Below are 11,918 nucleotides of genomic sequence, written 5' to 3'. Positions count from 1 at the left end.
TGTCCGTTCGTTCTGAATAGCAGAAAGGCGGCGACGGCCTCGGCTAGAGACCGCCGCCGCCCTGAACCTTGGTCGGATTAACCGTTCAGGATCAGGATGCCCAGCACGAAGGCCAGGATGCCCAGGGCTTCGGCCAGAGCCGCGCCCACGAACAGGTTGCCGACTTGCGAACCGGCGGCCGACGGGTTGCGCAGGGCGCCGTTCAGGAAGTTGGCGAAGATGTTGCCCACGCCGATGGCCGAGCCAATCATGCCGAGGGTGGCCAGGCCGGCGCCGATGTATTTGGCGGCTTCAGCTTCCATGGTGAGTATCCTTGTTTCAGTCAGGTGGGTTGAAAAACGGGGAGTTCGGACTGGAGCCCGGCCTTAGTGGCCGTGTCCCAGGTTGACCACATCGTTGAGATAGATGCTGGCCAGAACGGCGAAGACGAACGCTTGCAGGAAGGCGACGAGGAATTCCAGCGCGGTCAGGGCGACGACCATGCTCATGGACAGGGCGGCGACCGGCAGGCCCCACAGGCCCATGCCTTCGCCCACGATGGCGCCCGCGCCCAGAGCGACGACGAAGCCGGCGAAGATCTTCAGCGCGATGTGGCCGCCCAGCATGTTGCCAAACAGACGAAGCGCCAAGGTGATCGGACGCAGCAGGAAGGAGAAGAACTCGATCAGGCCAACCGGCAACCGCATGTACCAGGGTGCGCTCATGGGCCAGAACAGCTTGAAGAATCCCAGGCCGTTCCGGGCGAAGCCGATGCCGATGACCAGCAGGATGGTCAGGGCAGCGAAGGTCGCCGTCACCGCCAACTGCGAGGTCGCCGTGAAGCTGAGGAACATGCCCAACAGGTTCATCACCAGAACCAGCAGGAACAGGGTGAAGACGAACGGGAAATATTTGCGGCCTTCATGGCCGATGATCGAGTCGGTGACGCCGTCGATCATGTCGAACAGGCTCTCGCCCGCCGTTTGCAGACGTCCTGGCACGACCTTGGCGCCCGAGGTGACGAATTGCATGAACAGCACGATCAGCACGAAGGCGACCGTCATGGCGATGTGCGAATTGGTGATCGCCAGTTCGGTGCGACCGAACACGGGCAGATTCACCGCGCCGAAATCGACGATCTTCTGGATCTGAAACTGATGAATCGGATCGGCCATAAGCCTATCGGTCCTCGTCTTCCTCGTCGTCGAAAGGGATCGATTTCGGTTCGATCCCGCTCGCCTTCGCCTGCGCCATCAGCCGGTTGGCCGTGCGGCGCGCCATGTAAATCGACAGGGCGAAGCCCAGAAGGACCCCGCCGATCAGCCCCCACGGATTGGTCCCGAACAGTCGGTCCACTCCGAAACCAAGCCCCAGCCCGATGAAGACGCCGCCCAGCAGTTCGGCGACGATCTTGTAGGCCTCGCTCGAAACCGACTGGGCCGTAAGGTGCTCAGACGTCTTCGGAGCCGTGGCCTCCGCCAGTTCGGATGCACGGTCGTTGAGGCGTTTGATCGCCTCTTCGCGCGATTCCGTCGGGGTGGACATGGGTTGTGTTTGCTCAGCGTCCCGGCCAAGCCGCGACGGGGTCTGAATTCGGCGCGGAAACTAATCGTGAGCGGCGGTCAGGTCAAGGCGTCGTTCGCACCCCCTAAACCTTTGTCGGAAATGAGTTTTCACCAATCCATCCCCGGCCGTGACGAAGCGTCGCTCTCAAATCCGTGAGAATCCCCCGCCGCGACCTCGCCACGATGATGGCGATCCGGTCCACGACCCACTAGGTTGCCGGCCATGAGTTCGACCGCTCCTGCTCCCTCACCCGCGCGCCGCCCGATTTCGGTCCGCCTGGCCACGCCGCGCGGCTTCTGCGCCGGGGTCGATCGCGCCATCCAGATCGTGGAGCGGGCCATCGAGAAGTTCGGCGCGCCCGTCTATGTCCGCCACGAGATCGTCCACAACCGCCATGTGGTCGAGCGGCTGAAGGCCATGGGCGCGGTCTTCGTCAAGGAACTGGACGAATGCCCCGACGACAGGCCCGTCGTCTTCTCGGCCCACGGCGTGCCCAAGTCGGTGCCGGCCAACGCCCGCGCGCGCGAACTGCTGTTCCTGGACGCCACCTGCCCCCTGGTGTCCAAGGTCCACGTCGAGGCCGAACGCCACCACGCCGCCGGGCGTCACATCGTCCTGATCGGTCACGCCGGCCACCCCGAGGTGATCGGCACCATGGGCCAGTTGCCCGAAGGCGCCATCAGCCTGGTCGAGACCGAGGCGGATGCGGAGCGCTTCCAGCGACCGGGCGACGCCCCCCTCGCCTACGCCACCCAGACGACCCTGTCCGTGGACGACACGGCCGGCATCCTGCGCATCCTCAAGCGCCGCTTCCCCGAACTGCCCGATCCGCACAAGGAAGACATCTGCTACGCCACCACCAACCGGCAGGAGGCGGTCAAGGCGCTGGGCGAAGGCTGCGAACTGGTGCTGGTGGTCGGATCCAAGAACTCTTCCAACTCGGCGCGGCTGGTCGAGGTGGCGGTGCGCGCCGGCGCCCGCGCCGCCTATCTGGTGGACGACGCCTCCCAGGTCGAATGGGATTGGTTCGAGGGGGTGCGGACCGTGGGCGTCACCGCCGGCGCCTCGGCGCCCGAACCGTTGATCGAGGCCCTGGTCGACGCCATCGCGACCCGCTTCGACGCGACCGTGACCGAGGACGGCGGCGCGCGCGAGACCGTGACCTTCAAACTGCCGCGCCTGCTGACAGTCTAGGCGCCGGGACGATGAAGGCGCAGGGGCCCGCCCCAATCGAGATCCGATGATGAAACGCCTGCTTCTGATCGCCGCTCCGATCCTGACGGTCGCCGCCTGCGCCCAGCCCGCGCCTCAGCCGAAGCCCATCGGCATGCCGAACCCGGCTTCCAAATACTGTGTCCACAGCGGCGGGCGCAGCGAGATTCGCAGGGCGGCGGACGGCGGACAATACGGCGTCTGCTTCCTGCCCGACGGCCGCACGGTCGAGGAGTGGGCCCTGTTCCGCAGCGCCCATCCGCAGTCCTAGACGGGCATGGCCAAGGCCCGGTCGTCTGGCGAGATCGCCGGTCGTAATGGCCGGTATCCCGCGGCGCCGGCGAAGCTCAGATGGAGAAGCTGACGCCGCAGCCGCAGCTGGAGGCGGCGTTCGGGTTGCGCACCACGAACTGGGCGCCGGCCAGTTCATCGACATAGGCGATCTCGGAGCCCTTGAGGAAGGGGATGGAGACCGGATCGATCAGGGCGGTCTGGCCGTCGGTCTGTGCCCTCAGATCGTCGTCCTCCGCCGTTTCGACCAGTTCGAACCGATACTGAAAGCCCGAGCAGCCGCCGCCGTCCACAGCGACGCGCAGCATCAGCGTCCTGCCCTCGGCCGCGCCCAGCTTCGCCAGGCGCCCGGCGGCGCTGGCGGCCAGAACGATGCCCTCCGGCGCGCGCGGGGCGACGGAGAAGGCGGGTGTGGACGGTTCTGTGGATTGGACGGTGCTCACGCCTGTCTATATGAGGCGCGGGCGGGCGTTCGCAAAGGGCCGCCCGCATCAAAGCCGTTTCAAAGTTGACGACGTGAGCCAGAACGAACTCGCCACCTATGCCGAACGGGCCAGCCAGACCAAAGGGCGCCGCTTCTTCGAGCCGCCCAGCCGGACCCGCACCGCCTTCGCGCGCGACCGCGACCGCATCATCCATGCGACGGCGTTCCGGCGGCTGAAGGAGAAGACACAGGTCTTCGTGGCGCACGAGGGCGACCACTACCGCACCCGCCTGACCCATTCGCTGGAGGTGGCCCAGATCGCGCGGTCACTGGCCCATGCTCTGCGTCTGGACGACGATCTGGCCGAGACCATCGCCCTGGCCCACGACCTGGGCCATCCGCCCTTCGCCCATGCGGGCGAGGACGAGCTGGTGGTGCAGATGGCCGACTACGGCGGTTTCGACCACAACGTCCAGAGCTTCCGCGTCGTGACCGAGCTGGAGAACCGCTATCCGCAGTTCGAGGGGCTGAACCTCAGCTGGGAGACGGTCGAGGGCGTCATCAAGCACAACGGCCCCGTCTCGCATCGGCTGGACGAACCAGCCTGGTCGGTGGTGCGCCCCTATGCGGCCGGCGGCGAGGCGGGGTGGGACCTGCGGCTGGGAACGTTCGCCTCGCTGGAGGCCCAGTGCGCGGCCATCGCCGACGACATCGCCTACAACAATCACGACGTGGACGACGGGGTGCAGGCGGGCCTGTTCACCCTGGCGGACCTGGCCGAGGTGCCGCTGATCGGACCGATGCTGGCCCAGGTGCGGCGAGACTGGCCCGCCATCGACGACCGGATGCTGCGCATCGAGGCGGTTCGGCGGATGATCGGGGCGATGGTGGAGGACGTCCTGGCCGAGACCGCACGGCGGCTGGAGGACGACCGGATCGTCAACACCGAGGACGTGCGGACCGCCAGCCGCACCCTGGTCGATTTCTCGCGGCCCATGCATGCGGATCTGGCGATCCTACGACGGTTCCTGTTCGAGCGGATGTATCGTCACTATCGCGTCAATCGCACCCGCAGCCAGGCGCGGCGCGTCTTGTCGCAACTGTTCGCCCTGTTCATGGCCGAGCCCGAGGTCATGCCGCCGGAATGGGGCGCGCCGGCCCTGACCGAGGACCGAACCCAGCGCTCGCGCGCGGTCTGCGACTATATCGCCGGCATGACCGACCGTTACGCCATCGAGGTGCACCAGAAGCTGTTCAGCCTCGACCTGGCGCTCGATCTGTGATTCGAAAGATGGACGCGGGGGCGTAGACTAGGCGTTCGGCGCGCGATTCGCGGCGCCGGACAGACGGCGGAGCGTGACCATGTCCTTTGAAGACGACGACAGACCGGGCCGGGGCGCCTATACGCCGCCGACGGACGACGACCTGCCGTTCCGCCGCAATTCCTACGACCCGCGCAGCGGCCGCAATGTCGGCTCGGGCGCTGGAAAGCCGCCGCCCGTCACCCTGATCGTCAGCGCGGTGGTGCTGCTCCTGCTGATCGTGGCGGTGATCTTCTTCTATCGTTCCGGCATGCGCGCCTCGACCGACGCGCCGCCCGCCGTGGGCCAGCCTGTGGGCGAGATGAAGTCCGCCCCGCCCATCGACGCCCAGCCGATCGACCCGGCCGAAGGCGTGCGCGTCTATCGCGACGAGGGCGAGACCACCGACGCGCCCGTAACGTTCACGCCGCCGCCTGAGGCGCCGCAGGCCCGCCCGGCCGCACCGGCGCCGATCGCTCCGACCGGACAGGGTCTGCCGCCCGCCCAGAGCGCACCTGCCGCGACGCCGGCTCCGGCTCCCGCCAGCCCGCGCCCGGCGCCGGCGGCCCCGACCGCCGCGCCTTCGACCAAGGCGACGACGCCCGCCGCCGCGACCGGATCGTCCGGCGTCCAGATCGGCGCCTTTTCCTCCACCGAGATCGCCGACCGCGAATACGCCGCCGTCGCCGGCCGCTTCGGCCAGTACGCCTCCGGCGCGCAGAAACGCGTGACCGAAGTGATCTCGGCCAACGGATCGACGCTGTATCGCACCACCTTCACGGGCCTGTCGCGGGAACGGGCCGTCGCCTTCTGCAACGCGCTGAAGGCCGCCGGCCGGGACTGCATCGTTCGGTGACATCGGCTGCGATCTACGGCTGCGCCGGCCATCGGCTGACGGAGGACGAACGGGCCTTCTTCGCCGAGGCGCGGCCGTGGGGTTTCATCCTGTTCCGGCGCAACATCGACACGCCCGAACAGGTGCGCGCCCTGACCGAAGAGATGCGCGCCGTCCTGGGCGACCCGGACGCGCCGATCCTGATCGACCAGGAGGGCGGGCGGGTCCAGCGCATGGGGCCGCCGCACTGGCCCAAATATCCGCCGGGCGCCGCCTATCTGAAGGCGACGAACGAGCTGGCGCAGGCGCGTGAGCTGACACGGCTGGGCGCACGTCTGATGGCGCACGATCTGCGCGAGGTCGGCGTGACCGTCGACCTGCTGCCGGTGCTGGACGTGCCGGTTCCCGGCGCCCACGACATCATCGGCGACCGCGCCTATGGCGTCGATCCCGAGACTGTCGCCGTGCTCGGCCGGGCGGCGGCGGAGGGGCTGCTGGCGGGCGGGGTTCTGCCCTGCATCAAACACATGCCGGGCCACGGCCGTGCCTTTGCGGATACGCACAAGGATCTGCCGACGGTTCATGCCGATCTGGACACGCTGGACGCCTGGGACTTTGCGCCGTTCAAGGCCCTGTCGGACATGCCGATCGGCATGACGGCGCACATCGTCTTTACCGCAATCGATCGCAAACATCCGGCGACGCAGTCGAAGAAGGCGATTCGCCTGATCCGCGAGCGGTTGGGATTCGGCGGCCTGCTGCTGTCCGACGATCTGGTGATGAACGCCCTTTCGGGCTCGTTGACCCAGCGCGCGCACAAGGCGCTGAAGGCGGGGTGCGATCTCGTCGTCCACTGGAACGGCGACATGGACGAAATGCGCCAGGTCGCCGAGGGCGTCGGGCCGCTGAAGGGCGGGGCGCGCCGCCGGGCGGAAGCCGCACTGGCCCGGATCGTGCGCACGCCCGAGCCGCTGGATTCCGTCGCGGGGCACGACCGCTTCTTCAAGGCCATGGGCGGTCGCATGGACGTCGCCAAGGGACCGGATGTGGGTGAGGCGCAGGCCTAAGGACCTATGACGGAGTCTTTCCAGCCCAATCTGGATTTCAACGCCGAGGAGGTGGAGGAGCGCGAGGCCTTCGTCGTCGATCTGGACGGCTATGAGGGACCGCTGCACGTCCTTTTGGCCCTGGCGCGAAACCAGAAGGTCGATCTCCTGAGGCTGTCGATCACCCAGCTGGCGGAACAGTATCTGGCCTTCGTGCATGAGGCGCGCAGGCGCAACTTCGCCCTGGCGGCGGACTATCTGGTGATGGCGTCGTGGCTGGCCTATCTGAAGTCGCGCCTGCTGCTGCCGCGCACCGAAAAGGGCAAGGCCGAAGAGCCGCCGGCCGAAGAGATGGCCGCCGCCCTGGCCTTCCGGCTGCAGAAGCTGGAGGCGATGAGAAAGGCCGTCGAACAGCTGATGGCCCGACCCCAGCTGAAACGCGACGTCTTCACGCGAGGTGATCCCGAAGCGACGGTGATCGTGCCGTCGGATCGTATCGACGCCAGCCTGTACGAACTGATGAGCGCCTATGTGGTGCAGCGTCGGCGCGAGGAGGCCCGTCGCTATGCCCCCGGCCAGCGGGTCGAGGCCTTTCCGTTGGAGGCCGCGCGCGACTGGCTGCGCGAGATCATGCCCAAGCTGGCCGACTGGACGCCGCTGGAACAGGTCGCGCCCCATCGTGAGGACAAAGAGGGGCCCAGCCAGGCCAGCTTTACGGCCTCGACCCTGTCGGCCAGTCTGGAACTGGTGAAGGAGGGGGCGATGGACATTCGGCAGAGCGAGGCGTTTGCGGACCTGTATCTGAAACGGCGCGGACCGGGCCTGCCGCTGGAGCTGACGCCGTGAGCGACCTGTCGTTCCAGCCCGACGAGGCCGAGATTGAGCGGCGAGTCGAGGCCCTGCTGTTCGCCGCCGCCGGGCCGCTGACCGCCGCCGAGATCGCCGCCCGCCTGCCCGAGAACTGCAATGTCGCGCGCGCCATCGCGGGGCTTCGCGCCCGCTACGAGGGGCGGGGGGTGGAGCTGGAATGCGTCGCCGACCGCTGGCGGTTCCGCACCGCGCCGGACCTGGCCTTCATGATGACGCAGGAGCGCGAGGAGCCGCGCCGTCTGTCCAAGGCCGCGCTGGAGACCCTGGCCATCATCGCCTATCACCAGCCCGTCACCCGCGCCGAGATCGAGAGCGTGCGGGGGGTGTCGATCTCCAAGGGCACGCTGGACCTGCTGCTGGAGATGGGGTTCGTGCGGCTGCGCGGGCGTCGGCGGACGCCGGGGCGGCCCGTCACCTATGCGACCACGGATCGGTTCCTGGAGCATTTCGGCCTGGCGACCCTGTACGACCTCCCCGGCGTTCAGGAGATGAAGGCGGCGGGTTTGCTGGACCTGTCGCTGCCGGTCGGCTTCGAGGTGCCGGACCCCACCAAGGCGTCCGAGGCCGACGACGAGGACGGCAGCCTGCCGCTGGAAGACGATGCGCCCGAGTTCGCCCAGGACTTCGTGGCCGAGGACCGCTGACGCCGTTCATTCCGTCTTAGCCGTCTTCGTCTATGCGAAACCCATGAGTAGCGTGGTGATTAAGTCGGATTGGCGGACGTGGAGCACTTTCAGGGTCGCCCTGATCCTGGCGCTGTCATCGATGATCGGCATGGCCGGCGTCCTGGCCATCGTCAGCCACGGCATCGACGCCCACCAGGCCCAAAAGGAACAGGCGCTGGTCGAGATGCATCTGAACCGGGCCCAGGAGGCGATGGGCGAGACCCTGATCGCGGGCTCTATCTGGGATGAAGCGGTCGGTCGCATGAACGCCCGTGATACGGGTTGGTACGACCGTTTCCTGGGCCAGATGTACGCCGCCCAGAACCGCCACGTCGCGACCCTGGGCTACGACGGACAGGGCAGCCTGTTCCGCCTCAGCCGCGACGGTCGCGCGACCTACGCCGGCGACGACGATCCATTCGCACGCGCCGCCCGGCCTGTGGTCGACCAGTTGCGCGCCGAGGCGGCCCAACGAGATCGGAGCGCCCACGCGGATGCGGCGGTCAGGCTGAAAGCCGCCTTCGCTCAGGTGGACGGCAATATCTATGTGATCGGCGCATCGACCGTCGTGCGCCACACGCCCCAAGGTCCGGTTCCGGCGTTCGACCCGGTCGTCGCCTCCTTCAAGCCGTTCCAGGCTGAACTGACGCCGCTGCGGACGCGGCTTGGACTCGGCAACGTGCGGTTCCAGCCCGGCGATGACGCACCGCCCCCCGGCATGGTCGGCGCGGATGTGCGCGATCTGGACGGACGGCTGCTGGGCCGCGTGGTATGGACCCCCGAACGGCCGGGCTATCAAATCCTGACACAGGCCGGGCCGCTTTTGCTTTTGTTGTTCGTCGTGCTGATCGTCGGCATGGCCGCCCTGTCCTGGAACACGGCGGCGGACGTGCGTCGGCTGCGTGCGTCGGAAGCGGCCTTGTCTGCGGCTCTGGAGCGCGCAGAGGCGGCCAATGTCGCCAAGACGCGGTTCCTGGCCAACGTCAGCCACGAGCTGCGCACTCCCCTGAACGGAGTCCTGGGCATGGCCGAGGTGATCGGCGCAGACCTGGTCACACCCCAACAGCGCGACCGGCTGGAGGTGTTGAAGGCGTCGGGCCGTCAGCAGCTGCGGTTGATCGAGGAGTTGCTGGACGTGGTGCGGCTGCGCGACGGCGCGGTGCAGCTGGAGACGCGGCCGTTCCGACCGGACAATCTGCTGCGCCGCATCGCCCTCGATTTCCGCGACGCCGCCAAGCCCAAGGCGTTGGGGCTTAAGGTCGAGGCGGCCAAGGGCGAATGGCTGGGCGATCCCGTCCACGTCGAGAAGGTGATGGCCGCCCTGACCGACAACGCCGTGCGCTTTACACGCAAGGGAGAGGTCGTGCTGCGGGCGCTGGGCGCCGAGCCCGGTCTGGTCCTGGAGGTGCAGGACACCGGTCCCGGCATGACACCCGCGGAGGCCGAGCGCCTGTTCGACGCCTTCGCCCAAGGCGACGATAGCAGCACCCGCGCGGCGGACGGGCTGGGTCTGGGCCTGACCTCGGCGCACGATCTGACCCGTCTGATGGGTGGCCGGATCGAGGTCGAGACTCGACCGGGCGTCGGCAGCCTGTTCCGCGTGATCCTGCCGCTGCAGCGCGTGACGTAGAGTCCGGATTGGGATGCGTCTGGCCCACGGCCGGACCGCTTGAATTCGCCTTGCATTTAGCAATGTTCCTAATTAGGAAAACTCCTATGAACACTCTGTTCAAAGCCCTGTCCCACCCCGTGCGCCGTCGCATCATCGCCATGCTGCGCTCCGGTCCCTTGGCCTCGGGCGATATCGCCGCCGCCTTCGACATGAGCTGGCCCACCATCACGGGGCACCTGAACGCCCTGAAGGACGCCGGCCTGGTCAGTCCCGAGCGCGAGGGTCAAACCATCCGCTACAGGCTGGAGATTTCGGCTGTGGAAGAGGCCATGGCCTTTCTGATGGACATCGCCGGAACCGGCCAGGGCGAAGCCGCCCTGCCCCACGCCGCCCAGCCCTGCGCTGCAAAGGCGCCGCGTAGATGAAGCCCCGCCTGTCGCTGCTTGATCATCTGACCATCGCCGCCTTCGTCGTGCAGGCGGGGTTCGCCGCCTATGTCGCGCTGATGGGGCCGACGACGCCGATCCCGCTGCACTGGAACGGCGACTGGCAGGTCGACCGCTGGGGAAGCCGCAATGAGTTCGCCGTCGCACTTGGCGGCATGACGGTCATCGGCTTCATCGCGAGCGCCGGCTTGGGATTGGCGGCTCTGCGCGCCGAAGCGACCGGCGACCACGCCCGTCGCCGTTCCATGCGGATCGGCCAAGGCATCGGTCTGTTCGTCTTCACCGCCATCGGCCTGTTGATGAGCTGGGCGGGGCTCGGGCGCGCCACGACCGAAACCGGCCCCCTCGTCATGATGGGCGCGGTGTCGCTGATCCTTCTGGTCACAGGCGCCTTCCTCGGTCGCGTCGCGCCCAATCCGCTGGTCGGTGTCCGCACGCCCTGGAGCTACAAGAGCCGCCTCGCCTGGGACCGCTCCAACCGTCTGGCCGGGCGTCTGTTCTGCTTGCTGGGCCTGGCCGGTCTGATGGCCGCGCCCTGGATCGGTCAGCCCCTCGGAATCAACGCCCTGGTCGGGGGCGTGCTGCTCAGCGCCGGTCTGTCGGTCGCCGAGAGCTGGCGCGTGTGGCGCGCCGATCCGAACCGCCAGCCCTTCTGATCCTCGCCAAGGAGTCTGCCCCATGCTCAGCCTCGCCGTCGCACTCGCCGCCCTGGCCGCCCCCGTCTCGACCGAGATCGTCCTGCCGTCCCAGCCGGCGCCGCTGCATGGAACCCTGCTGACGCCGCCGGGCGCCTCGGCCGTGGCGGTCATCCTACCCGGCTCGGGCCCCACGGATCGCGATGGGAACAGTCCGATGGGCGTCGCGGCGGGAACCTATCGGATGCTGGCCGAGGGGCTGGCGGATCAAGGGATCGCCACCCTGCGGATCGACAAGCGCGGCATCGCCGCCAGCGCCGCCGCCGGCCCGGCCGAGGCCGATCTGCGGTTCGACGCCTATGCCGCCGACGCCCGCGCCTGGGCCGCCGAGGCCGCCGCGCGCGCCGGCAAGCCCTGCGCCTGGCTGATCGGCCACAGCGAAGGCGCCCTGGTCGCCCTGGTCGCCCTCAAGGCGGTCGCGGGCGGTGACGACCCCGAATCCAGCAAGGTCTGCGGCCTGATCCTGCTGGCCGGCGCCGGCCGCCCGGCGGGGGTGATGCTGCGTGAACAGTTGACCGCCCTGCCCGATCCGCTGAAGACCCAGGCCTATGACGCCCTGACCGAACTGGAGGCCGGCCGCACGGTCGCCGAGCCGCCCGCCGCCCTGGCCGCGCTGTTTCGCCCGTCGGTCCAGCCCTATCTGATCTCGTGGCTGCCGCTGGACCCCGCCATGTTGCTCGCCGCCTATGACGGCCCGGTCTTCATCGGCCAGGGAACCACCGACATCCAGGTCGGGATTATCGACGCCCAGGCCCTGGCCGCCGCCGACCCGGACGCGACCCTGAAGCTGTGGGACGGCGTGAACCACGTTCTCAAGACCGCCCCCGCCGACCGCGCCGGCAATCTGGCGACCTACGCCGACCCTGACCTACCGCTGGCCCCGGGCGTGACGCAGGACGTGGCGGCCTTCATCAGGACGAACGCCGCCCGCTGATTTCGGGCGGGACACGAACGCGGAAACAATCCGCCTGATTCA

General features: G+C 68.3%; 15 protein-coding genes. 11 read left to right on the top strand and 4 right to left on the bottom strand.

Annotated features, from left to right (window positions below):
- Window positions 1-77: 77 nt before the first annotated feature.
- From ACWPV3_RS07895 to ACWPV3_RS07885, 3 genes are all read right to left on the bottom strand, one after another.
- Window positions 78-302 carry a F0F1 ATP synthase subunit C gene (locus tag ACWPV3_RS07895; protein WP_292087330.1) on the bottom strand — a complete coding sequence of 75 codons (225 nt, stop codon included), beginning with the start codon at window positions 300-302 and terminating at the stop codon, window positions 78-80.
- A 63-nt stretch (window positions 303-365) separates the two neighbouring features.
- Window positions 366-1,154 carry a F0F1 ATP synthase subunit A gene (locus tag ACWPV3_RS07890; protein WP_292087332.1) on the bottom strand — a complete coding sequence of 263 codons (789 nt, stop codon included), beginning with the start codon at window positions 1,152-1,154 and terminating at the stop codon, window positions 366-368.
- 4 nt (window positions 1,155-1,158) lie between these two features.
- Complete coding sequence (locus tag ACWPV3_RS07885) at window positions 1,159-1,524, bottom strand: AtpZ/AtpI family protein (protein ID WP_292087333.1); 366 nt, start codon at window positions 1,522-1,524, stop codon at window positions 1,159-1,161.
- A gap of 243 nt (window positions 1,525-1,767) precedes the next feature.
- On the opposite strand from ACWPV3_RS07885, the gene ispH reads away from it, so the two are divergent.
- Window positions 1,768-2,739: a 4-hydroxy-3-methylbut-2-enyl diphosphate reductase gene (gene ispH, locus ACWPV3_RS07880; protein WP_453977513.1), complete on the top strand. Its 972-nt coding sequence runs from the start codon at window positions 1,768-1,770 to the stop codon at window positions 2,737-2,739.
- 49 nt (window positions 2,740-2,788) lie between these two features.
- On the top strand, window positions 2,789-3,028 hold the full coding sequence (locus ACWPV3_RS07875) for a putative hemolysin (RefSeq protein WP_453977512.1): 240 nt from the start codon (window positions 2,789-2,791) through the stop codon (window positions 3,026-3,028).
- A gap of 76 nt (window positions 3,029-3,104) precedes the next feature.
- Here ACWPV3_RS07875 and erpA read toward each other — a convergent pair whose 3' ends face one another.
- Window positions 3,105-3,422: an iron-sulfur cluster insertion protein ErpA gene (erpA, locus tag ACWPV3_RS07870; RefSeq protein ID WP_453978512.1), complete on the bottom strand. Its 318-nt coding sequence runs from the start codon at window positions 3,420-3,422 to the stop codon at window positions 3,105-3,107.
- A gap of 142 nt (window positions 3,423-3,564) precedes the next feature.
- On the opposite strand from erpA, the gene ACWPV3_RS07865 reads away from it, so the two are divergent.
- From ACWPV3_RS07865 to ACWPV3_RS07825, 9 genes are all read left to right on the top strand, one after another.
- Window positions 3,565-4,755: a deoxyguanosinetriphosphate triphosphohydrolase gene (locus ACWPV3_RS07865; protein ID WP_453977511.1), complete on the top strand. Its 1,191-nt coding sequence runs from the start codon at window positions 3,565-3,567 to the stop codon at window positions 4,753-4,755.
- A 79-nt stretch (window positions 4,756-4,834) separates the two neighbouring features.
- Complete coding sequence (locus ACWPV3_RS07860; RefSeq protein ID WP_453977510.1) at window positions 4,835-5,629, top strand: SPOR domain-containing protein; 795 nt, start codon at window positions 4,835-4,837, stop codon at window positions 5,627-5,629.
- The gene (nagZ, locus tag ACWPV3_RS07855; RefSeq protein WP_453977509.1) at window positions 5,626-6,675 is read left to right on the top strand and encodes a beta-N-acetylhexosaminidase; all 1,050 of its coding nucleotides are present in this window, start codon (window positions 5,626-5,628) and stop codon (window positions 6,673-6,675) included. Before ACWPV3_RS07860 ends, nagZ begins: the two co-directional genes overlap by 4 nt.
- Window positions 6,676-6,681: 6 nt before the next feature.
- Window positions 6,682-7,500 carry a segregation and condensation protein A gene (locus ACWPV3_RS07850; RefSeq protein ID WP_453977508.1) on the top strand — a complete coding sequence of 273 codons (819 nt, stop codon included), beginning with the start codon at window positions 6,682-6,684 and terminating at the stop codon, window positions 7,498-7,500.
- Window positions 7,497-8,168, top strand: coding sequence for an SMC-Scp complex subunit ScpB (gene scpB, locus ACWPV3_RS07845; protein WP_292087341.1), 672 nt, complete (start codon window positions 7,497-7,499; stop codon window positions 8,166-8,168). Before ACWPV3_RS07850 ends, scpB begins: the two co-directional genes overlap by 4 nt.
- Window positions 8,169-8,223: 55 nt before the next feature.
- Entirely contained in the window at window positions 8,224-9,819 is a 1,596-nt protein-coding gene (locus ACWPV3_RS07840; protein WP_453977507.1) for a sensor histidine kinase, read from the top strand.
- Between the two features lie 86 nt (window positions 9,820-9,905).
- Window positions 9,906-10,226, top strand: a complete 321-nt coding sequence (locus ACWPV3_RS07835; protein WP_292087345.1) for a metalloregulator ArsR/SmtB family transcription factor — start codon at window positions 9,906-9,908, stop codon at window positions 10,224-10,226.
- The gene (locus ACWPV3_RS07830; protein ID WP_292087347.1) at window positions 10,223-10,903 is read left to right on the top strand and encodes an SdpI family protein; all 681 of its coding nucleotides are present in this window, start codon (window positions 10,223-10,225) and stop codon (window positions 10,901-10,903) included. Before ACWPV3_RS07835 ends, ACWPV3_RS07830 begins: the two co-directional genes overlap by 4 nt.
- 22 nt (window positions 10,904-10,925) lie before the next feature.
- On the top strand, window positions 10,926-11,876 hold the full coding sequence (locus ACWPV3_RS07825) for an alpha/beta hydrolase (protein WP_453977506.1): 951 nt from the start codon (window positions 10,926-10,928) through the stop codon (window positions 11,874-11,876).
- Window positions 11,877-11,918: the final 42 nt, after the last annotated feature.

This window comes from Brevundimonas sp. Marseille-Q4549 (assembly GCF_976940555.1).
This window is presented reverse-complemented; position numbering and strand designations above follow the sequence as displayed.

Coding starts and splice junctions, on each gene's coding strand:
- ACWPV3_RS07895 (WP_292087330.1), bottom strand. CDS start 302: ATGGAAGCTGAAGCCGCCAAATACATCGGCGCCGGCCTGGCCACCCTC.
- ACWPV3_RS07850 (WP_453977508.1), top strand. CDS start 6,682: ATGACGGAGTCTTTCCAGCCCAATCTGGATTTCAACGCCGAGGAGGTG.
- ACWPV3_RS07885 (WP_292087333.1), bottom strand. CDS start 1,524: ATGTCCACCCCGACGGAATCGCGCGAAGAGGCGATCAAACGCCTCAAC.
- ACWPV3_RS07890 (WP_292087332.1), bottom strand. CDS start 1,154: ATGGCCGATCCGATTCATCAGTTTCAGATCCAGAAGATCGTCGATTTC.
- ACWPV3_RS07830 (WP_292087347.1), top strand. CDS start 10,223: ATGAAGCCCCGCCTGTCGCTGCTTGATCATCTGACCATCGCCGCCTTC.
- ispH (WP_453977513.1), top strand. CDS start 1,768: ATGAGTTCGACCGCTCCTGCTCCCTCACCCGCGCGCCGCCCGATTTCG.
- ACWPV3_RS07860 (WP_453977510.1), top strand. CDS start 4,835: ATGTCCTTTGAAGACGACGACAGACCGGGCCGGGGCGCCTATACGCCG.
- ACWPV3_RS07825 (WP_453977506.1), top strand. CDS start 10,926: ATGCTCAGCCTCGCCGTCGCACTCGCCGCCCTGGCCGCCCCCGTCTCG.
- ACWPV3_RS07875 (WP_453977512.1), top strand. CDS start 2,789: ATGAAACGCCTGCTTCTGATCGCCGCTCCGATCCTGACGGTCGCCGCC.
- ACWPV3_RS07835 (WP_292087345.1), top strand. CDS start 9,906: ATGAACACTCTGTTCAAAGCCCTGTCCCACCCCGTGCGCCGTCGCATC.